We start from the raw sequence: 25,344 nt of genomic DNA, 5'->3' as shown, positions 1-25,344 counted from the left end.
CCGCGGGTCGACCACGAGGCGTGCCCGGAGCCCCCTGTGTCTGGGAAGTTGTCGCCTCGGCTGACTGGCCGAGCTGACCACCCCACGGGGCGAGTGTAGGTAGGTAGCCGTGTCGTACACGGATGCATTCAATGCTGAGATGGTGAAGCGGATAGTGAGACCAGGGGCGGTGAGCGCGGCTGCGCTTGCACGTAAGGTGGAGGGGCTCCCAGCCGATGTTTTCGCAGTGGTTGTGCGAGATGCGTAGGGTAGCGGCGATGATGCTGCGGCCCGAGGAGAAGAAGCCCGCTGGCCCGAAGAAGTCGACGCCGGAGGAGAAGCTGCGCAGGCGGCTGGAGGCCGACGTCCCGCAGGCTGCCGAGGCCACGGTAGCCGACGCCGTCGAGCCCGACGACGGCATTGGACTCCAGCACCAGCACCTTGTCCGTCTCAGCGTGGTGGTCCACGGCGAGGAAGGTGTACCCAGAGCACTGCGGACCTTGCCATTCCTGGATGGGCATCCAGCGATGACAGGCAGCTCAACCATGCTTCGAGGCTGGCCATGCTCCTTATGGAAGAACGTGGCCAGCCGAGGAAGCCTGGACTCGGCGACTATTTCTTACGGTTGTATGGCGACTGATTAGTAGGCTTCAGCGAGACTCCCTCTTCGCTCGCCTTGCTACGAACTGCAGCCTCGCTCCGCCCAGTCTTGTGCGCAATGAGCCCCGTCGGAGTGTTTCCCTTCGCCAACTCGCGAAGCTGCTTCACATCCGACGGGGTCCACGCGTTACCACTCTTTGGCGGTGTTTTTGCCATATGCCGTCTCCGAACGCACCCGAATGCAAACCTTCGGTGTAGGGCAAGCTGACTATGGGTAGCCCAAACGCGCAAGGCCCAGAGTCCCTAGACAGTCGACTGCTCCAGTCAGCCATTCTAGAGGTATCCAAATCTACCCAAGCGCCCCACACGGCACCATGAATGGCACGCCGAGACCTTCCAGGGTTCTTACACGCATACGCGCACACAGCGGGGTTCACCAGCCCTTCCATGTATGTGAGGCATGCGCCACAAGAGACGCCCCTACGCGAATTCGGCGTGCCAGAGGACTTCAGGCATTGACCTTCAGCCACGCTTGGCGCCGGAAGGGGTACGTCGAGCAGATGCGGCGCCACGTCCACACCTCGCTCCGCATCCACCACTGCTCAGGCGGCTGGAGGCCGACGTCCCGCAGGTTGCCGAGGCCACGGTAGCCGACGCCGTCGAGCCCGAAACCAGCGTTGGACTCCAGCACCAACGCCTTGTCCGTCTCAGCGTGGTAGTCCACGGCGAGGAAGGTGTGCCCCGAGCCCCATTGGCTGCGCCACCCCTGGATGAGTGTCCAGGGGTGGGGCGGCACGTCCGCCGACGGCGCCTGCAGGGCCATGCCGGACTCGACGGCTGCCGTCACTGGGGAGAAGTAGTCCTGGGTGGAGGCGATCATCATCTGCCGGTGGCGGCGCATGTCCCACGAGAAGGCCGCGCCGTGCGCCTCGGAGAATGCCTTCACCAACAAGCCCTCGACTAAGGTGCAGCAGTTGTTCAGCCGGGGCGGCGCGAGCTGAATACGGACGCCCGGGAGTGCCCATGGGTAGTACGCCCGGCTCACGTCGTACCTGTAGCCGTGGAACGCGCCCAGGAGCGCGAAGAGACGCTCCTCCGGGACGGCCAGCAGCTCGCTCTCGAACGACAGCCGGGCCATGGCAGGCGCGCGCGCCTGGGAGACGAGCGTCGCGTAGCGCTGCGTGCGCCATCGTGTGCACACCCAGGTGTCGAGCGCGCCCGGCGTCGGCACCAGCAGCCGGGCGTAGTCGGTGTCGGGCGTGGGGTGACGGACCTTCTCCTCGAGGACGATGAAGTCGCCCGCTTCGACGTAGCCTCCGGGCTGCGTGCTCGTGTCCGGCAGCGCGAAGCCACGCAGGCGCGCGGGCAACCGCGCGACACGGTAGGTGTCCATGGTGTCTCCTCCACGTTGAAGAGCGGCTTCAACGTGTTCGCCATGGACGGTGAGGCGGAGCCGGTCCTGCCATGAGGAGCGGGGTTCGTGCGGCCAGCTCTCCGCGCGGACTCAACGCGCGTCAGGGCATCCAGTCCGCGTCGGGCACATCATCGGCGTCGGCGCGCCACGCGCCGCAGTGGACGCAGAACACCCATCCCTCATACCCGACCTGGGCGGAGGTGTGCTCGGGGTACTCCTCGGCCATCACAAGGTAGTCGCTTGGATGATGTGGCTTATCCTCTCGCTCCGAGCACGGGCACGTCGTCATGCCTACCGTCGTGACGGCAACGTCGCAAGCGCGCGCCGATGGCCTCGAGCATCTCCCCGTTGCGGGCGATGTCTTCGCGGAGGCTGGGGCGAGGGGGAGCGGCGGAGGACACTGCCGGGCATCGTCCGAGCCCACGAGGACAATGTCCACCAACCACACACACGCACGCACAGACGGCAACCGACTCACTCGCTACGATATACTCATCTACTCCGAATGCCTCGGCGCGGAAGCAGCCCCCCGAACTAGACATTGCCCAATTGAAATATGACAGATCATCGCACATTAACCCTTGCTGCATTCGTCTGCGCCGCAGCAGGGGCCACGACGTCAATGTTCCTCATCGCCCTTGCAGACACAGCCACGGACGCATATAATGCATCACCCAAACTGCTCGTCTGGATTGTATTAATTGGCACCCAGGGAGCAATCGCTGGCTTCTCCTTCGCAATGGTCACTGGGATGCTTTCCCAAACCCATCAGGAGAATCGCCTCCGGGAATGGCCCTACGCGCTCGCCATCTCGGTCTGCGTAATATGCCTCCTCCTCCTGGCCACAGGTGTCGCGCCTAGTCTATTCAAACGGAAGTGGCAGGCCCCCTTGGGCGCCCAGCACGACTTCATCATCATCGTTCTCGCCGCGTCATTCTCGGCTCCGTCCATTCTTGCGGTATTTACGATGTGGAGTACAGCGCTTGGCATACGTCGCGTAGCTGGAGCCCCTGCCCTAGAGAATGTCTTTCGCCTCAATGTCGCACGAGCGCGCCTGCGAAATCTCCTGTGGCTCATGTCGCTCCAGGTTGGCGCGGCAACACTCTCGACCGGAGCGCTACGGGCGTGGATTATTGACACCGACGCCAACGCTACCAAGACATTCCCTCACGAACTCGTTCTCGCCCATGGCGGATATTTCGCTTTCATCCTCGCGCTCTGCTTTATCCCTGCGTACGCCCACATCCAGAGAGTAGGTGAAAGCTGTCGAGACTTCGGACTCTCCATGCTTGGAGGACTCGATACCAAAGCATGGCTTGCGCACCACCAAGAGCTATCCACGCAATACGGACTAGATGCCAATCCAGCGGACATCTTTCGCGACACAGTCGCAATCGCAACACCAATACTAACCAGCATCCTCTCTTTCTCGCTTCCTGGTAAATGAGGGACAACTCCATTCCGAACGGACTGGGAGCCTCCATCTCAGAAGCTGCAACAACCCACGCGTCTACGCCATACCGCCAAGGGCCTCGTCCTTGCCGATGGTGAGTAGGTAGTCTCGGAGCACCTCCCACGTGGTGGTGGGGATAAGGCCACGCGCGAAGAAGGCCAGCGGGACTCGGACGCCCGAGAGCACCCATGGGTAGTACTCCCGGCTCACGTCGTACCTGTAGGCGTGGAATGCCCCCAGGAGCGTGGAGAGTCGCTGTTCCGAGATGGCCAGCGGCTCTCCGTCGAACGACAGCCGGGCCATGGCAGGAGCGCGCTCCTGGGTGACGAGTGTCGCGTAACGCTGGCTTTGCCAGCGCGTGCATATCCAGGTGTCGAGCCCGCTCAACTGCGGCACCACCAGCCGGGCGTAGTCAGTGTCGGGCGTGGGATGGCGAAGCCGCTCCTCGAGCACGAGATAGTCGCCTGCCTCGACATAGCTCTCGGGTGACTTGCTCGTGTCCGGCAGCGCAAAACCACACAGGCGCGCGGGCAGTCTCGCGACACGGTAGGTGTCCATGGTGTCTCCTCCGCGTTGAAGAGGGGCTTCAACGTGTTCACCATGGACGGCGCGACCGACCCGCTCCTGTCATGAGGAGCTGGGTTCGTGCGCGCAGCGCAGCGCGCCGACGCAACGCGCGTCAGTGCGTCCAGTCCGCTTCGGGCGCGTCATCGTCGTCAGCGCGCCACGCGCCGCAGTGGATGCAGAACTTCCTGCCCTCGTAGCCAGCCTGGGCAGCAGGGTGCTCGGGGTACTCCTCGGCCATCACGAGGTAGCCGTTCGGATGGTGCGCCTCGTCGTCTCGCTCGGAGCACGGACATGGGCACGTCGTCACCTCAGCCGCCGTGGCGGGAACGTCACCGGCGGGTGCGACGCCCCGCGTGTCTACTTCGCGCATCACACACTCCTGGCTTGGATTCATCGGAATTCCCTCCCAGACATCGCAGTGAGTCGCGGCAGCGGTAGGCGTTTCCACGCATGCACTTCGGCCGGCGCGCGGGCTCCCGCGTCAGCCGCAGGTGTCGCCAATAGCGCTCTGTCCTCCGACGAAGGCAACTCATTGATGCGAAGGCGCTGAGCGAAAAAAGGCGCGCACCGGATGTCCCCTAAATTGGGCTCGAAGCCTTTGTCCTCGCTGGAGGTGAGGCGCGCGGCCCCCAACGCCCTCGCACGTCGAGGGCGCCCCTCCCACCGCGCGCCTTGCCTCCACCTGGTGCGGGAGGCCCGTGTGCAGAGCGTCGTCAGAGTCTTCGTCCTCTCCTACCCCTCGGGCGCGGCACGCCCCGGGCCGGAGTTCACCGTCGAGGCCAACACCCACGACGGCCTGCTGGAGGCGCTCCACGCCGAGCTGGCGGCGCGCGGCCAGCGCGTGCGCGCCGTCTCCCACACCCCCACGGGCCTCCTGGCCTACGTGGAGGACCGCCCGTGACGGTGCCTGCGGAAGTCCACCAGGCCGAGGAGCGCCTCCAGTCCATCCTGAAGGCGGTGGTGGTGGGCGCACGCGTCGACGAGCCCGCCAGCCGCCCCGGTGGAGAGGACGCCTTGGCCTTCAGCGAGGCCGGTGCCCTCCAACCCCCGTATGAGCCGGATGCCCTCTGCCTCCTCGTTGAGCACTCCAACTCCCTTCGCCAGAACGTCGACGCCTACGCGACGAACATCGACGGCTTCGGGTACCGCTTCGAGCCCGCCATCGACTTCGACGCCGACGGGGCCCGGGAGAAGGTGGCCGACGCCATGGCCTTGGAGCGCCTGGCCGCGCGTGACGCGGGCACGCTGCCACCAGGGACGCCCCTGCGCCCAACGGACGAGGAAGTCACCACCCACGCAGAGGAGGTGCGCCAGCAGGCCCGCGTCGAGAAGGCCCGCCTGGAGTCCTTTTTCGACTTCTGCTGCTTCGACGGAAGCTTTGTCGAGCTGCGCCGCCGCACCCGGCACGACGTAGAGGTGACGGGCAACGCCTATTGGGAGGTGCTGCGCGACGGCAAGGGCGACATCGCCCGCTTCGTCTACGTCCCCTCGTACACGGTGCGACTCCTCCCCTTGGACAAGGAGGCCGTCGAGGTGCGCGAGCGCGTGCGCATCTCCGCCGTCAGCTCCGACACCGTCACCACCCGTCGGCGCCTGCGCCGCTACCTCCAGGTGCAGGGCAGCGAGCGGGTGTACTTCAAAGCCTTCGGGGACTCGCGCGTCATCTCCCGCCTCACCGGCCGCGTCTTCCGGGACGTCACCGCCCTCAAGGCAGCGGACGCCTCGGACGGCCCCGCCACGGAGCTCATCCACTTCGCCATCCACTCGCCGCGCTCGCCCTACGGCATTCCCCGCTGGGTGGGCACCCTGCTGTCCGTCCTCGGCTCTCGGCAGATGGAGGAGGTCAACTACCTCTACTTCAATAACAAAAGCGTTCCCCCTCTGGCGCTGCTCGTCTCGGGCGGAAGGCTCTCTGACGCCTCGGTCCCGAGAATCGAGCGCTTCATCGAGGAGAACCTCAAGGGCAAGGCCAACTTCCACAAGATTCTCATCCTCGAGGCGGACGGCGGCGGCACCGGCGACGGAGGACGCGCGAAGATTGAGCTGCGCCCCCTGACGGACGCCCAGCAGCAGGACGCGCTCTTCCAACAGTACGACCAGCGCAACATCGACAAGGTGGGCAGCGCTTTCCGCCTGCCGCCGCTGCTGCGCGGAGACGGCCGGGACTTCAATCGCTCCGTGGCTGAAGCGCAGCTGCGCTTCGCGGAGGACCAGGTGTTTCAGCCTGAGCGAGACGAGTTCGACTTCTTGCTGAATCGGAAGGTGCTCGCGGACATGGGCGTGCGTTTCTGGCGCTTCCGCAGCCAGACGACTGCTACCCGAGACCCGGAGCGCATGACGGAGATGGTGGAGCGCCTGGTGCGCGTGGGTGTGCTGACTCCCGAGGAGGGCCGCCACCTGGCCGGCGACATCTTCCACCGCGAGTTCCGGAAGATTGGGGACGACTGGGTGAAGCGCCCCATCACCCTCACGCTGGCGGGCATTCAGACGGGCGTCGAAGACTTGAAGTCCCAGAAGGACAAGGGCTCGCTGCTGGGCGAGGCCAAGCGCCTCTTGGGGCTGCGAGAAGAGCTTCGGGCCGAGGAGGAGCGCCTGGCCCAAGGACGCCTGGCGCTGGCCCGCCGGTACATGGACACCGAGCACGTCCCCGTCCCCAGCGAGGAGTTCGACACCTGGTTCTCGGGGCAACTCACATGACGCCTGAGCAGCTTCAGCGCGCGTGGGTGCTCCAGGCCCAGGCCGACGCCGAGCGAGGAGTCCTGGAGTGCCGCATGTGCCGAAGGCGCAGTCCCATCGAGGAGACGACGACACTCTGGCGCAACGGCCTCCTCGTCTTCGCGCTGTGTGACAGGTGTGCGGCCAGTCACGACGTCGTCTTCTCCCCCGCTCCGGCTGGCGTCGAGGTGCGCGCCAGGCGCCGCAGCTCCGTGGAGCTGGTGACGCAGGAGCCCCCCCATGTGCACGGCCCCCGCTGACAGCCTCCTCCTCCTGCACGAGGCGCGGGCGGTGGCGGAAACCCTGCTGGGGGACGTCCTGCGGCTGCCGGTGGCCAAGGCGCTGGACGTCGGCACCGCCGCCGGCATGGACCGCGCCGTGGCCCTGCTTGCCGCGCGCCTTCGCCGCGCCGTCGGGCGCGCGGACGTGGATGCCATGCGAGAGGCGGTGGCCGTCCTCGACGTGGACTGGAGGAAGACGACGGCGGCCCAGCGCAGGCGCCTCGTCGCCCAGTCGCTGGAGGCCGCGGGCCGGCGGACAGCCCTCATCCCTGCCCGCATCCAGGCGCCCCTCGGCGACGCAGCCGAGGAGGTGGTGGCATCCACCCGCAGCCACGCCCGGAGAGAGCAGGGCCTCGCCCTCGCCGCCCGCTTCAACGCCGTCGACAGACGCGTGGCCCAACACATCGTCCGAACCCAGGGCAACTTCGTGCGGGACGAGTACGGGCGCCGGCTGGACGCCTTCGGCCAGGAGGCTCGACGGCTCGTGGCCGAGGGGCTGGAGGCAGGCCTTGCGCGAAGCGACATCGCCGAGTCCTTGGAGAGGGCCGCGCGCGGCGCGCTCATCGAGCGAGCCCCCTTCTACTGGGAGGTGGTGGCGAGCCACTTCATTGGTCAGGGGCGCTCCTTCGCCCAGGTGAGCAGCTACGCCGAGGCCGGCATCCGCCGCTACCGCATCGAGGCCGTCCTCGACGAGGCCACCACCCAGGTGTGCCGCTTCCTCCACGGGAAGACGTTCTCAGTGGGCGAGGCTCTCCAGCGCTTCGAGCGACTGGAGTCCCTCGAGCGCCCGGAGGATGTGAAGCAGGAGTTGCCCTGGGTGCGCGAACGCCTCGACGCGGACACGGGGCGCGCGCTCCTCTACGTCAACCGAGGAGGCCAGGAGACGCGCCTGGCCGAAGTGCTCCGTTCGGCCGCCGGCACCCGCGACGACGTCGGCGAGTTTCGCTCCCTCGCTTCGGACAGGCAGCTCGCGGACGCTGGCGTGGGCTTCCCGCCGTACCACGGCCTCTGCCGCACCACGACGCTCGCCGTCACTTAAGTGATGTCCCCGATTTCGCGCCGCAGGCCTTTGTCTCTTCCGGAGACGAAACGCCATGCAGGCCACCTCGACACCTACCCCCACCTCACCTCCGACGCCGGAGGGCAACGCGACGACGCAGGAGTCGACCTCCACGGCCAAGGCCGAGGCGACGTCCGTCGTCTGGCCTCGCGACCTCAACCTCCCCACCTCGGGAGAGCTGGCGTGGGGCTTCGACCCGGAGGGACTGCGCGATGGGTAACCCCCTCACGAAGGCCCTCGCTCGTGCCCGTCACGTCCTGGAGTCCCTCCAGCGCGGTGAGCCGGTGGAGAAGACCATCTGGGGCTCCCCCGCAGGCAAGAAGCGCCTGGCGAAGCGCCTGGTGGCCATGCTGCCCGCGCACAAGACGTACGTGGAGCCCTTCGCCGGCAGCGCCGCCGTCCTCTTCGAGAAAGCGCCCTCGGACGTCGAGGCCATCAACGACGCGGACACCGAAATCGCCGACGCGTATCGGCTCATCCAGAAGCTGACGCCCGCGAACCTGGCCAAGCTCAAGAAGCTGCCGTGGGTGGGCGACGAGAAGACGTTCAAGAACCTCTTCGACGCCAAGCCCCAGGGCGACGTGGCGCGCCTGCACCGCTTCCTCTACCTGACGCACTTTTCCTACGGAAAACTGCGCGGGCGCAGCTTCAGCCCCAACGGCATGGGCGTCGAGGCGAAGACGCTCGCGCGCATCGAGCAGTTCGCCCCGCGCCTCAAGCGCGTGAAGGTGTACGGCGGCGACTACGAGAAGGTGGTCCGCAAGTACGACGGGAAGGACACCGTCCTCTTTCTCGACCCTCCGTACCCTGGCTACAACGTCGACGTCGGCGAGGGTGACTTCGACGAGGAGCGCTTCTACGGCGTCCTCAAGTCGCTCAAGGGCCGCTGGCTCATGACGTATGGCATCCGGGGGAAGTTGCCCGGGATGCTGAAGGGCTCCGGCTTCCTCGTGAAGCGGATCCGCACCCCTCGCACCATTGCCGCCATGCGCGGCGTGGGCGGCTCCTCCGTGCTGACGCAGCTCCTCGTCAGCAACTACCAGCCCGCCGCGAAGGCGCTGGAAGGTGACGGCCACTTCGCCGTGGACGACTGGAAGCCGGAGGAGCCGCCCGGCACCGCTCCCTTCGCCACCACGACGTCCCTCCTCAAGGGCGTCGAGCCCGACGACGAGCGGTACGTCCTGGGTGTCGTCCTGGAGCCGGAGACGGTGGACGCGCAGGGCGACATCTACTCCGCCGCGGAGATTCGCCAGGCCGCGCACCGCTTCATGGAGGAGTTCGGCGGCCTGGGCCTCATGCACCAGATGCGCGTCAACGGGCACGTCAAGGTGTTGGAGAGCTACCTGGCGCCCGTCGACTTCAACCTGGGCGAGGTGCCGGTACGCAAGGGCACCTGGCTGCTCGCGGTGCGCGTCCTCTCCGACGAGCTCTGGGGGCGTGTGAAGGACGGGCAACTGACGGGCTTCAGCATTGGCGGCACCGCGCGCCGTCTCCCCGAGGCCTCCCCCGCCACCGATCCGCCCCCTTCCGACACACCTGCCGCTGACTCCCAGCCGGAGGCCACATGACGAGCACCACCCAAGGCCCCGCCTCCGTCCACCGCCTCGTCGACATGGTGGTGGAGGAGGTGTCCCTCGTGGACAGGGCCGCCAACAAGCACCGCTTCCTCTTGGTGAAGCGAGACGGAGACACCATGCACGACGCTCCCCAGGACACCTCGCAGGCCGAGGGCGACAACCGCACCGCCTCGGACACCTCCAAGGCCAATGACGCAGTCCTCGCCGCTGCCCAACAGGCCCTCGAAGCGGTGACGGCACTCGTCGAGGCGTTGACCTCCACGGACGGCATCGACGGCGTGCGCGTGGTGGAGGTGGCCCAGCACCTGCGCGCGCTCGCCGACGCCCTGGAAGAGGACGAAGACGACTCCGAGGACGAGGAGGACGTCGAGGCGCGCGCCAAGGCCGCCAACCCCGCGCCGCCTCCGCAGCCGGCTCCGCCCGCGCCGAGCTCCGACGCCTCCGGCGTCATGGAAGGCCTGACGAAGCTCACCGACGCCGTCCGCGCGCTGGAGGGCTCCGTGAAGGAGCAGCACCAGCGACTGGGGCGCGTGGAGAAGCAGTTCGGCCTGCCCAACAGCAGCGCCCCCGCGGAGCGCCCGCCCAAGCCCGCCGTCGAGGACGTCGGCTGGCCCCTCGACATGAACAAGCCCCTCAACCGGGAGAGCGTCGACAAGGCCCTCTCCTTCCACGACGTCTGACGTCCCCACCCGCCACCAGGAAGCCTCAACGCCGAAGGAATCCCCATGAGTCGTATCGACAACAGCACCCTCTTGGCCAAGGCGGACCTGGCCCTCGCCGACCTCACGGCCGGCGGCGGCATCCTCCAGCCCGCCCAGGCGCAGAAGTTCTTGCGCCTGCTCATCAAGCAGTCCGTCCTGCTGCAGCAGTGCACCGTCATCCCGATGGCGGCCCCCAAGCAGCAGTTCTCCAAGCTGAAGTTCGGCAGCCGCATCCTCCGCCCGGGCCAGGAGGCCACCGCCGTCCCCGCCGCCCAGCGCGTGAAGCCGGACCTCTCCCAGGTGGAGCTGGACGCGAAGCTCTTCAAGGGCGAGGTGCGCCTCTCCGACGAAGTGCTCGAAGACAGCATCGAGCGCGGCGAGCTGCGGCAGACGCTCATGGAGATGCTCGCGGATGCCATCAGCCGCGACATGGAGGAGATCCTCGTCAACGGGGACACGGCCTCGGCGGACCCCTTCCTCGCCACGATGGATGGCGTGCTGAAGCAGGCCACCAGCAACGTCGTCGACGCGGCCGGCGCGCCCATCAGCAAGGACGTCCTCGGCGACCTGCTCAAGTCGCTGCCGTCGGAGCACCTCCGCGACAAGAGCAGCATGGGGTTCCTCTTACCTCGGTAGACGCGGACCTGGACTACCGGAACTCGCTCGCGGAGCGGGCCACGGCGGTCGGCGACAAGTTCCTCGAGGGCGATGCGCCGGTCCTCTACTCGGGCGTTCCGGTGCGGCCCATCCCCCTCTGGCCGGAGAACCTCGGTGCGACGAATGACCGCACGGCGGTGTTGCTGACCAATCCCAAGAACATCCACGTCGGCATCTGGCGGCAGATTCGCATCGAGTCGGCGCGCGACATCTCCGAGGGCACGCTGAAGGTGGTGGCCACGCTGCGCTTCGACGCGAAGTTCGCCGAGGAGTCCGGCACGGCCAAGGCCATCAACGTGCAGTTGTGAGGCTCACCATGGACAACTCCTATCTCGTCCGACTCAAGGCCTACGACGCGCGCCGCGGCCACGTGCTGAGGCGCTACACGTATGCCGGCATCAAGTTCCAGGAGGAGCGCGGCTGGTACCGAGTAGAGAAGCCGGTGGCGGACTACCTGCGCGCCGTGCACCAACTGCCCGGTGACACCTACTCGCCGCTCGCCTTCGACGTGTGCACGGAGGCCGAGGCGAAGTCCCTCGATGCCACCGAGGCCGACGAGGCCCGCGTGAAGCGCAGCGCCAGCGACGAGCTGAAGCTGAGTGCGGCACGGCCCGCCGGCACGCTGACGACGGAGGACCTGCCGAAGGCCAGCGAGGAGAAGGACACGCGCCGCGCCAAGCGGGAGAAGGACTGACGTGTACGCCACGGTGGCCGACATGCGCGCCGAGGGCGTCACACCGGCCATGGCGGGCGACACCCGCCTGGCCTTCCTTCTCGAGGAGGCGACGCGCACCATCGACAAGGTGACGGGGTGGCACTTCGAGCCGCGCTCGGCGACGTTGCAACTCGACGGGCGCGGCACTCCGTCCCTCTGGCTGCCGGTGCCACCCATTCGCCTCTACCGCCTGGCACTCCACGGGGCGGACGTGTCCTTCTCGCGGGAGCACCTGGTCGTGGTGGGTGCTCCGGTGGGCCCGGGCTTTGATGGGCCCCGCCTCACCTTTCGCCACGGGCGCGTCTTCCCGCGCGGCGAGGGCAACGTCACGGTGGGCGCACGCTGGGGCTACACCGAGGCGGACGGGACGCCGGAGGGGCGCACGCCGCTCGCCATCCGCCGCGCGTGCATGCTCCTCGTCCTGCGCAGCCTCTCGCCCTTGGCGGACGAAGACTCGTTGGAGGAGCGCACGCGCTGGCGCGTGGTGGAAGAGAGGACGCGCGAGCAGAGCTACCGCCTCGACAGTGTCCGCCCCTCCGTGCGGCCTCTCACCGGAGAGCCGGAGGTGGACACCCTCCTCGCCCCCTACGTGAAGCCCTCCTTGCCCGGGGCGGCCTGATGAGGGGCAGGCTCATCTTCCCCTTCCTCGCGGAGCTGCACCGCCTGGACACCACCGCCATGGCGGGCCCCGGTCCGGGCCCCCATGCCAGCGGGTACGACGCGGACTTTCGCGAGCCGGTGCTGGTGGATGCGGACGACGACGGCCTGGCCGAAGCCTTCCGTCGCGAATTTCCGCCCGTGCGTGTCCCCTGCCAGGTGGAGCCGGATGCCTTTGAGTCATTGCGCATGGCCCCTTCCGGCAACAGCCCCAGGACGAGCTTCGAACTCGTCTTCCACTTCCGCGACTTGGAGCGCCTCGGCCTCGTCGACGCGGCCACGGGTGACGCCCTCATCCGCCCCAGCGACAGGCTGGGGGCCCTCTACGACGTCATGGGCGCACTCGTGCAGGCCGTGAGGACGCCTCCCGGGCTGTACGTCACGGAGGCGCGCCCCACGGGCTTCGGACTCCACCGCCGGAGGCCTCGCAGAAACCTCCTTCTCGTCACCTTCAACGACAGGCCCCAAGCCCGAGGACTCGCATGAAAGCACTGCTACTCACCTCTCTTCTCGCCACCGCCCTCCTCACCCGCTGCCGCGCGCCGGACGGCTGCGCGCCGGTGTCCACGCGCTGCGCCGGCAATGTCGCCGAAATCTGCAACGGCGACGGCAACTGGCAGGTGCTCGCCGACTGCGACGCCGTCAGCGAGCACAGCAACGCCGCCTTCACCTGCGCCTACGTCAACGAGGAGGGCGTCACCGGCCACACGTGCCTGCCCACCACTGTGGACGCCGGCACCGTCGACGCGGGTGTCGAGGAAGGGGGTGCTCTGTGAAGGGCTACCTCCAGTCCCTCCCCGGCGTGGGCACCCTCTTCCAGCGCGGCGAGATTCAACCCGCCGAGGTGTGGGCCTTCTACCAGCACATGCAGTCGCGCCTGCGCACCAAGACGGCCAACAAGGCCGACTCCCTCGAGATGCAGTTGGCGGCCGAGGCGCTGCAGCGCATGGGCATCCTCGACAGGCAGCGCTTCCTGGAGAAGTACGCCACCACCGTGGGCCGCACCCTCTACCTGCCCTTCGAGGTGGGCGTGCCGAAGGGGAACTGGGACTTGTGGGCCCAGGTGGTGGTGTGCGTCCACGAGCACCAGCACGTCGTCCAGCACGACGAGGAGGGCCCCAGCTACGAGCTGGCCTACCTCACCAGCGCCTCCTCGCGCGCCCGCTACGAGGCCGAGGCGTACACCTGCAACCTGGAGCTGCACTACTGGCGCTACGGCACCCTGCCCGCCGTGCGCCCCATCGCCGAGGGCCTCAAGCACTACGGCTGCCGACCGGAGGACGTCGAAGTCGCCGCGCACACCCTGGCCCTCACCTCGGTGTCCGTCCGCCACGGCGCGGTGGTGAGTGAAGCCACGAACGTGGCCCTGGAGTGGCTCAACTCGCACGTCCCCCACCTGCGGGCCAAGCAGGGCTGAGGCGTCCATGGCCGTCTCGCGCACCGGGGACTGGGAACGGGCCCGCCAACTGCTGGCGGCGGGCTCGTCACGCCTTGAGGGTGCGCTCCAGACGGCGCTGCGCCAGGAGGCGCACGCCCTGCGCAAGGAGGTGGTGCAGGGCCTCACCCAGCAGGCACCGGGTGGAGAGCCGCTCCGCCCGCTCTCTCCCCTCACCCTGGCAGCGCGGCAAATGGCCGGCTTCAACGGGACAAAGGCCCTCCTCGCCTCAGGCGCGCTACGCAACTCCATCTCCGTCGTCCTGGAGGGCGACGAGGCATTCATTGGCGTCTCGCGCTCGGCGAAGAGCCCGGACGGCGAGTCCCTCGTCGACGTGGCGCAGCTCCAGGAGTACGGGGGCCCACCCGTCATCATCCCCATGACGCCGAAGATGCGGCGCTACCTCTTCGCGCTGCTGCGCCAGGCCGGCCTGGCCGGCCAGTCGCGTAGCAGCGGCAGGGGGCGCGGAGTGGTTGTGACGCAGACGCCCGCGCGGCCCTTCTTGCGGCCGGCCTTCGCACGCTTTCGACAGGGCGCCAGCCGCCGCTTCCTCGCGCGCGTCGCGAAGGAGCTGGGCCTCGGAGGGCCCGGGTAATGGCCGTCCCCTCCCTCACCTCCGTGACGCCCTCGTCGGGGCCCACCAGCGGCGGCGACATTCTCCGCCTCGCCGGCACTGGCTTCGCCGCGCAGGTCGCCGTGCGCCTGGGCGGACTGCACGCAGAGGTGCTCGCCGTCCGTGAAGAGGCAGGCGCTGCCTATGTGGACGTGCGGACGCCGGCCCACGAGGTGGGCACCGCCGACGCGGAGTTGCTCAACCTCTCCGCGGACGGATGCCCCATTCCAGGCGAGGCCGCTGCCCTTCCGGGGGCGTACCGCTACCTGCGCCCACGCGTCGCGAAGGAAGCGGACCTCACCCGCCTCGTGCGCACGCTGCTGCGCGAGCTGAAGCGCCAGGTGGTGGCCAACGTCAGCGCCAGCGTCTCCGTCGACTACGACGACACGGTGGCCGACGGCCTCAACGTCATCGCCATGGCCGCGCTGCCCTCGGTGGTGCTGTCAGGCCCCATGCTGCGCGAGAGTCGTCGCTACTCCACCAACGTGTTGCACGAGGACGTCGTGCAGGGCCCCTCCGGTGCGGAGCTGGTGCGCAGGCGCCCCGCGTACACGGTGGACCTGGCCTTCACCCTCACGGTGGCCTCCGAGCGCACCGCCGAACTCTTCAACCTCATGGCTGCCGTGGCCACCTTCCTCAACCGCAACCGCTGGCTCTCCATGGCGCGGGACACGGAGGACGCCTCGCGCGGCACCGTCCGCTGGGAAATGGACGCGGACGGCGAGGCGCGCACGCAGCTCGGCAGCCGCGACGACGTGCGCGCCTTCACCTGGGGATTCCTCGTGCGCGGTTTCGACGTGGACGAGGGCCTGCCCCTCGACATCGGAAAGGCCGTCGCCGGCACTCACCTCGACACGGACTCTCTCTCCGGAGGCACCTCATGAGCATCACCCTCACCAATGCCCTGGGCAGGCTCGTCACCTTCCTCCTGCCCCATGAGTCGTACTGCGTCGCCCGCGGCGAGTGTGCCTGCAGCGTGCAACCAGGCCGTGGCGGCCGGCGCCTGCCCTCCTCTCTCACCCTGGCCTCGGGTGTGTCGCTGGAGGACGTGCCCGAGGCCGCGCTCTCCGCGCCCGCGGTGGCGGCTGCCATTCGCCGGGGCGACGTCGCCCTGAAGCGGCAAGCCCCCACGGCCCCGCCGTCGTCGCCACCCTCTGCCGCGCCGGAGGTGTCGGCGCGCGCGTCCCGCAAGAAGCGAGGTGCCTCATGAGTCGTGAGTTGCTGTCGTCGAAAATCGTCGTGGAGGAGGAGGAGCCGCGCGTCCGTGGCATTCCCTCGGCGCCCACCTCCGTGGCCGGCGCCGTGGGCCTGGCGGAGCGCGGCCCCATCGGCCAGGCGGTGCTGTGCACCTCCTTCGAGGAGTACCAGTCCACCTTCGGCGGCTTCACGCCGGACTCGGACTTGGCTCTCGCCGCCATGGGCTTCTTCGAGAACGGAGGGACTCACTTGTGGGCGGTCCGCACCGCCCACTACGAGGACGCCTCCAACCCCGAGTCGCACACGGCCACGCCTGCTGCGGCGGCCCTCACCACGGGCGGCGGGCCCACGCCCGCCGTCGTGCGCGGCACCTTGCGTCCCCCCTTCACCCTAGCCGACGGCCAGCGCCTGGAGGTGTCCGCCAACGGCGCCGAGGCGGTGGACGTCGTCTTCTCCGGCACCGCGGCGTCCGTCTCCGCGGGCCGCCCCAGCCCCTACACCCTCACCGCCGGGCAGTCGCTCCGGGTGCGCGTCGACGATGGCCGGGACGTCTTCATCCCCTTCAGCGAGGAGGACTTCGGCGACATCACCCAGGCCACTGCCCAGGAGGTGGCCGCCGTCCTCAACGCGGGACTCGTCGGCGGACGCGCCACCGTGGAGGCCGGTGTGCTGAGAATCGCCAGCGACACCCAGGGCGCCTCCAGCCGCCTGGAAGTGGGCGACGCGGTGGCCAACACCGTCTTCGGCTTCGCGGGCGGCCCGCAGGTGGGGAGCGGCAACGTCCAGAGCCTGCGCGCCGTCGAGCTGGCCGAGGTGCGCGCCCTCGTGGAGGCGGCGGTGGCGGGCGTCCGTGTGGCCCCCTCCTCCCTGGGGGCCCTGCAGTTGCTCACCCAGTCCACGGGGCCTGGTGCCTCCTTGCGAGTGCAGGGAGACGCGGGCTTCGGACTCGGACTCGACGCGCTCCTGCACACGGGCGACGCCTCCGGCGCCACCGACGTCCTCCACCTGGAGGCCAGGGATGCAGGCGCCTACGCCAACCGCCTCGAGGTGGAGGTGCGGCCCCAGACGAATGGCGCTCCCGACACCTTCGACGTCCTCGTCCTCGAGGACGGCGCCTACCGCGAGTCCTTCCCCAACCTCTCCTCGGCCCAGGGCGACGCACGCTATGTCGAGCGCGTCCTCAATGACGAGCGCACCGGCTCCACCTACGTCCGGGCCTTCATGGTGCAACCGGACGCGATTCCGGACGTACAGACGGTGGCCCTCTCGGGTGGTGCGGACGGCCTCGTCGGCCTGGACGACACGGACTTCATCGGCTCCGAGGCTGGCCGGAGTGGTCTTTTACGCGCTCGACGCCGTGCAGGACCTCACGGTGCTCCTGGTGCCCGGCCGGGCGACGCCCGCCGTCCACAACGCCATGGTGCGCTACTGCGAGGTGGCGCGCGACGGCCTCGTCTTCGCCGTCCTCGACTCACCCGCGGGCTACAGCGCCACGGACATCGTGTCCTACGTCTCGCAGGAGGCCGCCCTCGAAGGGCTCTCTGAGCACGCGGCCCTCTACTGGCCCCGCGTCAAGGTGCTCAACCCCGCCCGCGGCGTCTTCGGCAACGTGGAGCAGCTCGTCGTCCCGCCCTCCGGCATCATCGCCGGTGTCTTCGCACGCAACGACGGGGCGCGCTCCGGGGGTGTGTATGAAGCGCCCGCGGGCATCGAGGCCGGGCGCATGTTCGGCGTCCTGGGCTTCGAGTCCAAGGAGTGCCTCGAAGAGAAGAAGCGGGACATCGTCTACCCCCGCCGCATCAATCCGCTCACCACCGGCCCCGGCCTGCCGCGATTCATCGACGGCAGCCGCACGCTGAAGGCCAGCGGGAACTTCCCCTACGTCGCCGAGCGGCGCGGGGTGTCCTTCATCGAGCGCAGCCTCAAGTCGGGGCTGCAATTCGCCCGGCACCGCAACAACACCGAGGGGCTGCGCGCCCAGGTGCGGCGCTCCATTGCCGCCTTCCTCCTCGCGCAGATGAAGAACGGCGCCTTCCGCAGCCAGGAGCCCGCCAAGGCCTTCTTCGTTGACGTCTCGGACGCGCTCAATCCGCCGTCCGTGGTCTTCGCCGGCAAACTGGTGGCGCGCATCGGGCTCGCCACCAACAAGCCGGCCGAGTTCATCGTCCTGCGCATCGCCCAGGACACCCGCGCCCTCGAAGCCGAGCTGGCCTCGGCGGGCCTCTAAGGAGACTGGCCATGGCCATCATCGGACAGCCGCGCAGCTTCCATAAGCGCTTCAAGTTCCTCTGTGAGGCTGACGGCCTCGGGCACTCCGGTTTCCAGAAGTGCAGCGAGTTGTCCGTCGAGGTCGCCAACGTCCAATACTTCGAGGGTGGCAGCCTCATCCCCAACAAGTCCCCGGGGCGCCTCACGTTCTCCGACGTCACCCTCGAGCGCGGCGCCACGCAGGATCACGAACTGTTCGACTGGTTCCAAGACGTCGTGCACACCACGAGCGGACTGGGGCTGCCCGATGCGCTCTACAAGCGCAACCTCGACATCGTCCAGCAAGACAGGGACGGCACCACGCTGCGTCGGTGGAGCCTCTCCCGCGTCTGGCCGGTGAAGTTCGTCGCGGGCGAGTGGGACAACGAGTCCGACGAGAACGTCATCGAGTCCGTCACGCTCACCTACGACTTCTTCGAGCTGACGTTTTAGCTTTCACTTTCAGATCAGCTCAACCATCCAACAGCACGCCAATGCCATTATTGAGCATCACAAAATAGGGCGTCTCCTCCAGAGTGCTGAGCTCCTCCTGGAGGCGATTCGTCCTCTCTGCAACAGCAGCACTGAGATTTCCCCGTGCGCCCTGCTCAAGGATCGCAGCGAGCCTTGCATCAATTACAAGCACCCCGCCCCATAAGAATGGCCCAACCGCTCGAACCGACAACCCGTTCACCTCAAACTCCGGAGCCCCAAATACTCCAGAAAGGTCAACCCGACGAACAAGCGCGTCCGCAACCAACGGTCTCTCTCCAAAATTGAACGCCTTGGCATACGCCACACGCAACGGAAGATCGCTAGGTGGGAAGTCATCACCAACTCGTCCCCTTCCGGGCGGGTCGATCAGAATGGTTGTTGTTTCTGACTTAGCATGGGCCCCATCAACACAAAAGTGTGTACCCATCACAATTCGATCACCACAAGGCTGCCCGTTGACTGTGCGAGGAGAGTGCTTAACGAATTGCACATTGTCGACCTGGATCTCGGCCTTCTCAAGCGGCTTCTTCAATCGACCCGCAGTTCCAACAGCACCCTTCGCCTCAAATAGGATGCACTCTCCGGACTTGAGAACTCCCAAGTAGTCGGGCCGAGCCTCAGGGGACATTGGCGATACGGGCGGAGTTGTGAATGCCAAGTCACCAGCCTGGAGCAAGGGTGCTACGTCCGCAACATGAACCACATCAAGAAAGGTGCGTGCGAGATGCACTGCAACTCCGACACCGATCTCCTCTGCAAGAATGGTCGTCAAGCGAGGATCCCAGTCTCTTGCGCTCGCAACCAAGCGTAACTTCTGAGAGCGCGATGCAAATGCCTCGGCGTAGCGCAGTATCGCGAATGATGCTGCAGGCGAGAAGATGGACTGCGGGGGAGTAAGCGCAATCCCAGCCTCAAGGAGCAGACGGACCAAAGGAGCATGTGCGATCGCAGGGATTGACACACCAGAGTGGGGTGGAAAGCGCCGCGCCTCAAGATTCCAACTCCGTCTATCCGTCCAGATCGACAGAGCAACCGCACCCCATCTACGAGCCAGCGCCCAGACGGGGGGAATAACTGCAATAGGAGATCTCATTCGATCAACTATCGCACCTTCTACCTATATTGCGAAGCGCGTGTCCCCGATCCATATCCCGAAGGCTTTGTCTTTCCCGGAGGAAGGACATGGCGGACACCATTTCGTGCCCCTCGGGGCTGACGGGCCGCGTTCGCGGCATGCGAGTGCGGGAGGAGCGCGTCCTCGCGGACAGGAAGCTGGCGAAGAGCGGCGGCCAAGTGGATGAGCTGCTCTCTGCGTGCTGGGAGGAGATGCTGGAGGCAGGCCCCTACGCCTTCGCCGACGGGAAGGTGGACTGGGGCCAGGTGCTGCAGGGGGACCGATTCTACGCACTCCTCCAGGTGCGCGTCCTCACCTACGGCCCCGAGTACGTCTTCGCCGTCCCATGCCAGAATGCCGCCTGCCGCGCCCGCATCGACTGGGAGCTGGATTTGACGCAGCTGCCGGTGCGCGTCCTCTCGGACGCCAGCCGCGCGGCCTTCATGGCCGGCAACCGCTTCGAGACGAGCCTGCCCGACGCCAGCAAGCGCGTGCGCTTCAAGCTTCTGACGGGTGAGGATGAGCGGCGGCTGCCGCAGCTCCAGCGCGCGGCGCCCGAGAAGCTGCTGTCCTCCGTCCTCGCCTACCGGGTGCTGGACGTCGACGGTGTGGATGCGCGCGACAAGCGCCGCTTCCTCGAGGACTTGAGCCTGCGCGACGCGGACTTCCTCGTTGACGAGTTTGACGCCGTCGACTGCGGCGTGGATACGACGCTCGAGGTCGAGTGCCCCGAGTGCTTCATGCGCCAGGAGGTGGAGCTCCCTTTCGACCGGGGCTTCTTCCTTCCGGGGAAGCAGCGGACGACGAGGCGCCGGGAGCGCTCCACCTCTTCCCCGGCGTGACGCTGGAGACGTGGCGCGAGGGCCTCTTCCAGTTGTGCTGGCACCAGCACGGCGGCAGCGGCCTCGCAGTTCCTCTCGGTGACGCCTTGGAGCTGCCCACCTCGGACAGGGACTGGCTCCTTGAGCGCATCGGCCAGCAACGCAGTCGCGAGGCGAAGGCCTTGGAGAAGTCCGCGAAGCGGAGGTAGCGCGTGCTCAACAACCTCGGCCTGGGCTTCATCTTCACCGCGAGAGACTTGGCCTCCGGCGTTTTCACCCAGCTCGAGGTCAACTTCACGCGCCTGGACAGGCGTGTGGGGTTGGGCACCGCGCGCATCGAGGGCGCATTCCAGCGGCTCGGCGTCGCCATGGCCCTCTTCTCGGCGGGCGCCGTCACCATTGGCGCGTCGTTGTCCCTGGCCAACACCGCCGGCCAATTCGAGCAGGCCGTGGCGGGCGTGGCCGCTGTCTCTGGCGCCTCGGCCGAGGTGCTTGGGCAGCTACGTGACGCGGCCATCAAGGCAAGCCTCGCCACGCAGTTCACTCCCACCGAGTCCGTGCTGGGCCTGCGCGAACTCACCCAGGCCGGCTTCACCGCCGCTGAGGCGATGAAGCTGCTGGAGCCCGTCCTGGATTTGGCCGGTGGCTCGCTGGGGGAGCTGACGCCCCAGGGCGCCGCAGGCTTGGCCTCCCAGGCGATGAAGGCCTTCGGCATCTCCACCGACAAGGCCGCCCTCTCCGTCGACCAGATGCTCCAGGCCGTCAACGTCTTCGCCCTCAGTGCCAATGAACTCCCCCTGGCCCTCGGCACCGCCGCGCGTGGTGCGCAGGCCCTCAACCAATCCCTGCCCGAGACGCTCATCGCCCTGGGCCTCGTGAAGAACGTCGTCCCCGGCGTGGAGCGCGCCTCCACCGCCGTGGCCGTCGCCATGGAGCGAATGGCGGATCCACAGGTGCAGAAGCACCTGCGCGGCCTGGGCGTCGCCGTCACCGACTCCAAAGGCAACTTCCTCAGCTTCCTCGGCATCCTCAACGAAATGTCCCCCGCCCTTGAGCGCATGACGGCGGCGCAGCGCAGCGCCTTCCTCCTGAAGGCCTTCGGCCGCGAAGCACTCGGCGGTGTGAATGCCATCCTCACGCAGTTCAGCAACGGCATCCGCAAGGACACTGGCGAAGTCGTCCGCGGCGCCGCGGCCCTCAAGCACCTGCGCGATGAGTTCGAGAATGCGGGCGGCACGGCCACGAAGTTCCGCGAGCAGATGCTGGACACCTTCGAGGGCCAGAAGACGCTGTTGTCCGGCAACCTGGAGACGCTGGCCATCGTCCTCGGGGAGCCCTTCTCCCAAGTCTTGAAGCCTCTCGTCACCCTCGTCGCCAGCGCGGTGCAGCAGGTGCTGGGTGTCTTCCAGGCGTTGCCCGGCCCGGTGAAGCGCGCCTTCGCAGCTTTCGCGCTCGGAGCTGGTGCCCTGCTCACTCTCGTCGGCGCCGTCATCGCTGCGAAGGTGGGCCTGGCGCTGATGGTGGTGGGCCTCAAGGTGCTGGGCCTCACCCTGGGCGGCCTCCTGGCCACGGTGCTTCCAGCCGTGGGCGCTGTCGTCCTCCTGGGTGTCGCCGTGGCCGGCCTCGCCTACGCCTTCCGTCACAACCTCGGGGGCCTGGGCGACTTCGCGCGGCGTGTGCAGGAGCAGGTGACGCTCGCCTTCCGCGGCCTCGTCCAGCTCTTCGAGGACGGAGGCTTCTCCGGCGCGGCGCGCGAGGAGTTGGGCCGCGCTGAAAACGCCGGCCTGAAGGACTTCCTCATCAACCTCTACCTGTGGGGCCATCGCATCCACAGCTTCTTCTCGGGCCTCGCCGACGGCTTCTCCTCCGGACTCGAAGCCGCGCGCCCCACCCTCGAGGCCTTCCAGGCGACGCTAGGGCGGGTGGGCGAAGCGCTGGGCTTCCTCTCCGAGAGGGACGACGCGGCCACAGCAGCGGCGAAGTTCGCCGCCTTCGGCGACGCGGGGGCCACGGTGGGCCGCGCCCTCGCCCGCGTCTTCGACTTCGTCGTCCTCGGCATGACGGCAGCCGCGGAGGTGGTGGAAGGCCTGGCGGGACAGTGGGGCTACATGAAGGCCGGCGTCGACGTCCTCCTGGGCAGCCTGGCGCACCTGGGCCGCGTCCTCGGCGGGGCACTCTCGGGCCTTTTTGGCACCACCTCCGCTGTGCAGCAGGGCACCAGTGGGTGGACGCTCATGGGGGAAGCCATCGGGTTTGCCATCGGCAACATCACCACCGTCGTGGGCGTGCTGGTGTCCGCCGTCTCCCTCGTGGTGTCGGTGGTGGGGGGAATCCTCAACGCGGCCCTGGCGGCCTTCTCCGGCATCGTCGACGTCTTCTGGGGCGTGGTGTTGACGCTGAGCGGAGCCCTCACCGGCAACTGGGCCGAGGCGTGGACGGGCCTGAAGCTCATCGTCTTCGGGGTGGTGGACGCCATCTCCGGCGTCCTCTTGGAGTTGGTGGGCGCCATCCTCGGTGTCGTGGACGCCGTGGCGAGCCTCTTCGGCAAGGACACAGGCCTCCAGCAGGCGCTGCGGACGGCCCGGCTCACCCTCCACCGGGACTTGTCCGTCGCCTTCGGCCTCGAGGACTCCCCCGGCTCGGCCCCGGCGCCCGTCGCCTCCACGGCCTCCACCTCGCCGGTGGAGTGGCCCCTGGAGTCCTCGTCCATGCCGGCGGTGGCCGCCCTCCAGGCCTCGCTGCCCCAGGCAGAGGTGCTCTCCTCGCAGCCGGACGCGCCTCCCGCGCCGCCCGTCCTCGTGAGTGTCCAGGTGGACGGAGAGGTGCTTGCCCAGGCCACGGCGCGCGCTGAGAGGGACGCCGCCTCCCGCAGCTTCTCCCCCATGGCGTCTTACTGAAAGGCAGGCCCCGCGTGTCCTTCGCTGCTGGCCTCGCCCGTCCTCCTCGCTGCGTGCTGGTGAATGTCCTCACCGGCGAGGCCATGGAGTGCCTCTTCAACCCCACGCAGCTCACCGAGAAGTGCCAGGTGAATTGGAACCGCCTGACGGTGCCGGGACTCTCCCACCAAGTGCTCCAGTTTCAGGGCACCTCCAACCGGCAGCTCTCGGGCGTGGAGTTCTACCTCGACGCCTTCTTCGCCACGCAGCAGGCCGACACGTCCAACATCATGGCGTTCCGCGCCTTCTTGCGCGCGCTCACCGTGCCTCCGGCGGGTACCGAGGGTGTGCTGGCGACGGCGCCACCGCGCGTCCTCGTCCTCTGGCCCGGCGTCCTCACCGTGGAGTGCGTCGTCGCCAGCGTGGAGTTCCAGTACCGCCAGCTCGCCGTCGACGGCCGCGTCCTCGTCTACACCGCCACCGTCACCTTCGAGGAGGTGTTGGACACGCGCGTCACCTCCGAGCAGCTCCGCCAGGAGGTGCCGTAGTGGCCCCTCACGCCGGCAGCCGCTACTCCTTCTCCCTCGGCCTCCGGGACGAGGCTGGCCACCTCTTCCTCACCGAGAGGGTCCCCTACGGCTTCCAGCCGCACGTGGACACGCGCGTCCACCTCGTCGCCGAGGGCGACTCCCTCTGGGGGCTGGCCGGCCGCTACTTCGCGCCCCTCCCGCGCGCCTGCGGCTTCTGGTGGGCCATCGCCGACTTCCAGCCGGAGCCCATCATCGACGCGACGCTGGAGCTGGAGACCGGGCGGCGCGTCTACATCCCCTCGCTGCGCGTCCTCACCGACGTCATCCTCAGCGAGCAGCGGCGGAGGGCCAGCGAGTGACGCGGCCCCTCGACAGGAGCGCGCCTGGCGTGCGCCTCACGCTGCTGGCACACGAAAGGGCCCGCGGCGGCGAGCTCCTCTCGCTTGAGGGTCGGGTCCTCGGCCTCACCTTCGAGGACTCCGCGACGAAGGCCGACAAGCTGTCCCTCCAGTTGGACAACTTCGACTTGTCCCTCTTCGACAGGGCGGAGCTGGTGGGCGGCGCGGTGCTGGAGGTGTCCTGGGGCTACCCGGGGCTCATGGCGCCTCCGCGGCGAGTGGTGGTGAAGAAGCTGAAGGGCTTTCAGGTGCTCACCGTCGAGGGACAGGCCCTCAGCGCCCTCATGCACCGCGAAGCGAAGACGCGCACCTGGAAGGGCAAGACGCGCGCCCAGGTAGTGCGCGAGGTGGCCGCCGAGCACGGCTATGAGGAGGACTCCATCCAGGTCGAGGACACCGGCGAGTCCTTCGACACCATCCACCAGGCCGGGGAGACGGACGCGAGGTTCCTCCGGCGCCTGGCCGCGCGGGAGGAGTTCCAGTTCCACGTCGACGACAGGGGCCTCGCCTTCGGCCCGCGCAACCAGGCCGCCGCGCCCACCCATGTGCTGTGGTGGTACGCCGACTCAGGCAGGGGCGACATCCTCTCGGTCAACGTCGAGTCGGAGCTGGGCCGCCGAGTGGGCAAGGTGGACGTGCGTGGCCGGGACGCCATGGCCAAGGCGAACATCGAAGCCCAGGCGAGCAGTGCCACCGTGGAGCGCACCACGCTCGCCGACTACCTCGAGGTGGTGGACAAGCGCACGGGCACCACGTCGCTGCAGCTTCGCAACAGCACCACCAGCGTCCAGCCCACCTCGGCTTCGACACCTGCCCAAGCCCAGCGCGAGTCGGAGGCCCGCTTCCGGCGCGCGGAAGCCGGCACCGTGAAGCTGTCCCTCCAGGTGGTGGGCAACCCCAGCTTGCGCGCGAAGTCCGTCGTGGAGGTGCGCGGCATCTCCAGCTTCCTGTCCGGCCGGTACTACGTCACCGAGGCGAAGCACGTCCTCTCCTCCTCCGGCTACACCTGCGAGTTGAAGCTGTCGCGTGACGGCACCGGACGGCGTCAGCAAGCCAGCGCCGAGAAGCAGGGCCAGCCCCAAGGCGGCCAGTCCAACACCACCGCCCCCTCGACAACGGGGGCGCTGAAGGAAGTAGAGGCATTCGAGAAGCGCACCGGCACCCGGTACGTCGAGTACCACCGTGACGGGCAGCCCATCGGTGTCGAGGACCCGGAAGCTGGAATGAGTTTCCCCAGGTAGC

At 68.1% G+C, this 25,344-nt stretch carries 31 protein-coding genes; 27 read left to right on the top strand and 4 right to left on the bottom strand.

The annotated features are described in order from the left end of the window. Nucleotides 1–257: 257 nt before the first annotated feature. Complete coding sequence (locus D7W82_RS40890) at nt 258–623, top strand: hypothetical protein (RefSeq protein WP_199727671.1); 366 nt, start codon at nt 258–260, stop codon at nt 621–623. A gap of 464 nt (nt 624–1,087) precedes the next feature. Here D7W82_RS40890 and D7W82_RS03825 read toward each other — a convergent pair whose 3' ends face one another. Then, complete coding sequence (locus D7W82_RS03825) at nt 1,088–1,972, bottom strand: hypothetical protein (protein ID WP_120617016.1); 885 nt, start codon at nt 1,970–1,972, stop codon at nt 1,088–1,090. Between the two features lie 643 nt (nt 1,973–2,615). Between D7W82_RS03825 and D7W82_RS39950 the strand changes: the two genes are divergently transcribed. After that, nucleotides 2,616–3,440, top strand: a complete 825-nt coding sequence (locus D7W82_RS39950) for a hypothetical protein (RefSeq protein ID WP_147439217.1) — start codon at nt 2,616–2,618, stop codon at nt 3,438–3,440. Between the two features lie 63 nt (nt 3,441–3,503). Here D7W82_RS39950 and D7W82_RS03815 read toward each other — a convergent pair whose 3' ends face one another. Both D7W82_RS03815 and D7W82_RS03810 read right to left on the bottom strand, forming a co-directional pair. Continuing rightward, the gene (locus D7W82_RS03815) at nt 3,504–4,004 is read right to left on the bottom strand and encodes a hypothetical protein (protein ID WP_233587280.1); all 501 of its coding nucleotides are present in this window, start codon (nt 4,002–4,004) and stop codon (nt 3,504–3,506) included. Nucleotides 4,005–4,125: 121 nt separating this feature from the next. After that, a complete protein-coding gene (locus D7W82_RS03810) occupies nt 4,126–4,383 on the bottom strand; it encodes a hypothetical protein (RefSeq protein ID WP_233587279.1) in 258 nt (85 codons plus the stop codon). A gap of 330 nt (nt 4,384–4,713) precedes the next feature. Here D7W82_RS03810 and D7W82_RS41275 point away from each other — a divergent pair, with 330 nt between their 5' ends. The 20 genes from D7W82_RS41275 (at nt 4,714) to D7W82_RS03710 (ending at nt 18,321) form a co-directional block, all read left to right on the top strand. After that, on the top strand, nt 4,714–4,914 hold the full coding sequence (locus D7W82_RS41275; RefSeq protein ID WP_233587278.1) for a hypothetical protein: 201 nt from the start codon (nt 4,714–4,716) through the stop codon (nt 4,912–4,914). Further along, on the top strand, nt 4,911–6,710 hold the full coding sequence (locus D7W82_RS03800; RefSeq protein ID WP_233587277.1) for a phage portal protein: 1,800 nt from the start codon (nt 4,911–4,913) through the stop codon (nt 6,708–6,710). The genes D7W82_RS41275 and D7W82_RS03800 overlap by 4 nt, the downstream gene beginning before the upstream one ends. Beyond that, nucleotides 6,707–6,988: a hypothetical protein gene (locus tag D7W82_RS03795; protein WP_120617011.1), complete on the top strand. Its 282-nt coding sequence runs from the start codon at nt 6,707–6,709 to the stop codon at nt 6,986–6,988. Before D7W82_RS03800 ends, D7W82_RS03795 begins: the two co-directional genes overlap by 4 nt. Continuing rightward, nucleotides 6,969–8,048, top strand: coding sequence for a head morphogenesis protein (locus tag D7W82_RS03790; protein ID WP_120617010.1), 1,080 nt, complete (start codon nt 6,969–6,971; stop codon nt 8,046–8,048). Before D7W82_RS03795 ends, D7W82_RS03790 begins: the two co-directional genes overlap by 20 nt. Before the next feature lie 55 nt (nt 8,049–8,103). After that, nucleotides 8,104–8,289 carry a hypothetical protein gene (locus tag D7W82_RS03785; protein WP_120617009.1) on the top strand — a complete coding sequence of 62 codons (186 nt, stop codon included), beginning with the start codon at nt 8,104–8,106 and terminating at the stop codon, nt 8,287–8,289. After that, nucleotides 8,282–9,637, top strand: coding sequence for an XkdF-like putative serine protease domain-containing protein (locus tag D7W82_RS03780; RefSeq protein ID WP_120617008.1), 1,356 nt, complete (start codon nt 8,282–8,284; stop codon nt 9,635–9,637). Before D7W82_RS03785 ends, D7W82_RS03780 begins: the two co-directional genes overlap by 8 nt. After that, nucleotides 9,634–10,326, top strand: a complete 693-nt coding sequence (locus tag D7W82_RS03775; RefSeq protein ID WP_120617007.1) for a hypothetical protein — start codon at nt 9,634–9,636, stop codon at nt 10,324–10,326. The genes D7W82_RS03780 and D7W82_RS03775 overlap by 4 nt, the downstream gene beginning before the upstream one ends. A 45-nt stretch (nt 10,327–10,371) precedes the next feature. Next, complete coding sequence (locus D7W82_RS03770; RefSeq protein ID WP_120617006.1) at nt 10,372–10,983, top strand: phage major capsid protein; 612 nt, start codon at nt 10,372–10,374, stop codon at nt 10,981–10,983. A 101-nt stretch (nt 10,984–11,084) separates the two neighbouring features. Further along, the gene (locus D7W82_RS03765; protein ID WP_013375286.1) at nt 11,085–11,312 is read left to right on the top strand and encodes a hypothetical protein; all 228 of its coding nucleotides are present in this window, start codon (nt 11,085–11,087) and stop codon (nt 11,310–11,312) included. An 8-nt stretch (nt 11,313–11,320) separates the two neighbouring features. After that, nucleotides 11,321–11,698: a hypothetical protein gene (locus D7W82_RS03760; protein ID WP_120617057.1), complete on the top strand. Its 378-nt coding sequence runs from the start codon at nt 11,321–11,323 to the stop codon at nt 11,696–11,698. A 1-nt stretch (nt 11,699) separates the two neighbouring features. Beyond that, the gene (locus tag D7W82_RS03755) at nt 11,700–12,338 is read left to right on the top strand and encodes a hypothetical protein (RefSeq protein WP_120617005.1); all 639 of its coding nucleotides are present in this window, start codon (nt 11,700–11,702) and stop codon (nt 12,336–12,338) included. After that, complete coding sequence (locus D7W82_RS03750) at nt 12,338–12,862, top strand: hypothetical protein (RefSeq protein WP_120617004.1); 525 nt, start codon at nt 12,338–12,340, stop codon at nt 12,860–12,862. The genes D7W82_RS03755 and D7W82_RS03750 overlap by 1 nt, the downstream gene beginning before the upstream one ends. Further along, complete coding sequence (locus tag D7W82_RS03745; protein ID WP_120617003.1) at nt 12,859–13,152, top strand: hypothetical protein; 294 nt, start codon at nt 12,859–12,861, stop codon at nt 13,150–13,152. The genes D7W82_RS03750 and D7W82_RS03745 overlap by 4 nt, the downstream gene beginning before the upstream one ends. Then, nucleotides 13,149–13,793 (top strand): hypothetical protein, encoded by a 645-nt coding sequence (locus D7W82_RS03740; protein WP_120617002.1) that lies wholly within the window; start codon nt 13,149–13,151, stop codon nt 13,791–13,793. Before D7W82_RS03745 ends, D7W82_RS03740 begins: the two co-directional genes overlap by 4 nt. A 7-nt stretch (nt 13,794–13,800) precedes the next feature. Next, complete coding sequence (locus tag D7W82_RS03735; RefSeq protein WP_120617001.1) at nt 13,801–14,406, top strand: phage virion morphogenesis protein; 606 nt, start codon at nt 13,801–13,803, stop codon at nt 14,404–14,406. Further along, complete coding sequence (locus tag D7W82_RS03730; protein WP_120617000.1) at nt 14,406–15,308, top strand: IPT/TIG domain-containing protein; 903 nt, start codon at nt 14,406–14,408, stop codon at nt 15,306–15,308. The genes D7W82_RS03735 and D7W82_RS03730 overlap by 1 nt, the downstream gene beginning before the upstream one ends. Further along, the gene (locus D7W82_RS03725; RefSeq protein ID WP_120616999.1) at nt 15,305–15,634 is read left to right on the top strand and encodes a hypothetical protein; all 330 of its coding nucleotides are present in this window, start codon (nt 15,305–15,307) and stop codon (nt 15,632–15,634) included. Before D7W82_RS03730 ends, D7W82_RS03725 begins: the two co-directional genes overlap by 4 nt. Next, nucleotides 15,631–17,166, top strand: a complete 1,536-nt coding sequence (locus D7W82_RS03720) for a phage tail sheath protein (protein WP_120616998.1) — start codon at nt 15,631–15,633, stop codon at nt 17,164–17,166. The genes D7W82_RS03725 and D7W82_RS03720 overlap by 4 nt, the downstream gene beginning before the upstream one ends. Then, nucleotides 17,057–17,848 (top strand): phage tail sheath family protein, encoded by a 792-nt coding sequence (locus tag D7W82_RS03715; protein ID WP_233587286.1) that lies wholly within the window; start codon nt 17,057–17,059, stop codon nt 17,846–17,848. The genes D7W82_RS03720 and D7W82_RS03715 overlap by 110 nt, the downstream gene beginning before the upstream one ends. Before the next feature lie 11 nt (nt 17,849–17,859). Next, the gene (locus D7W82_RS03710; protein ID WP_120616997.1) at nt 17,860–18,321 is read left to right on the top strand and encodes a phage tail protein; all 462 of its coding nucleotides are present in this window, start codon (nt 17,860–17,862) and stop codon (nt 18,319–18,321) included. A gap of 19 nt (nt 18,322–18,340) precedes the next feature. Here D7W82_RS03710 and D7W82_RS39945 read toward each other — a convergent pair whose 3' ends face one another. Then, nucleotides 18,341–19,135 (bottom strand): hypothetical protein, encoded by a 795-nt coding sequence (locus D7W82_RS39945; protein ID WP_147439216.1) that lies wholly within the window; start codon nt 19,133–19,135, stop codon nt 18,341–18,343. A gap of 410 nt (nt 19,136–19,545) precedes the next feature. Between D7W82_RS39945 and D7W82_RS03705 the strand changes: the two genes are divergently transcribed. The 5 genes from D7W82_RS03705 (at nt 19,546) to D7W82_RS03680 (ending at nt 25,343) form a co-directional block, all read left to right on the top strand. Further along, nucleotides 19,546–20,319, top strand: coding sequence for a hypothetical protein (locus tag D7W82_RS03705; RefSeq protein ID WP_120616996.1), 774 nt, complete (start codon nt 19,546–19,548; stop codon nt 20,317–20,319). A 191-nt stretch (nt 20,320–20,510) separates the two neighbouring features. Beyond that, nucleotides 20,511–23,195 (top strand): phage tail tape measure protein, encoded by a 2,685-nt coding sequence (locus D7W82_RS03695; protein ID WP_120616994.1) that lies wholly within the window; start codon nt 20,511–20,513, stop codon nt 23,193–23,195. A 14-nt stretch (nt 23,196–23,209) separates the two neighbouring features. Next, nucleotides 23,210–23,722 (top strand): peptidoglycan-binding protein, encoded by a 513-nt coding sequence (locus D7W82_RS03690; protein ID WP_120616993.1) that lies wholly within the window; start codon nt 23,210–23,212, stop codon nt 23,720–23,722. After that, entirely contained in the window at nt 23,722–24,063 is a 342-nt protein-coding gene (locus D7W82_RS03685; protein WP_120616992.1) for a hypothetical protein, read from the top strand. The genes D7W82_RS03690 and D7W82_RS03685 overlap by 1 nt, the downstream gene beginning before the upstream one ends. A 29-nt stretch (nt 24,064–24,092) precedes the next feature. Continuing rightward, nucleotides 24,093–25,343: a phage late control D family protein gene (locus D7W82_RS03680; RefSeq protein WP_233587276.1), complete on the top strand. Its 1,251-nt coding sequence runs from the start codon at nt 24,093–24,095 to the stop codon at nt 25,341–25,343. Nucleotide 25,344 lies beyond the last annotated feature (1 nt).

It is taken from the genome of Corallococcus sp. CA049B, assembly GCF_003611685.1.
GTDB classification, from domain to species: domain Bacteria; phylum Myxococcota; class Myxococcia; order Myxococcales; family Myxococcaceae; genus Corallococcus; species Corallococcus coralloides.
This window is presented reverse-complemented; position numbering and strand designations above follow the sequence as displayed.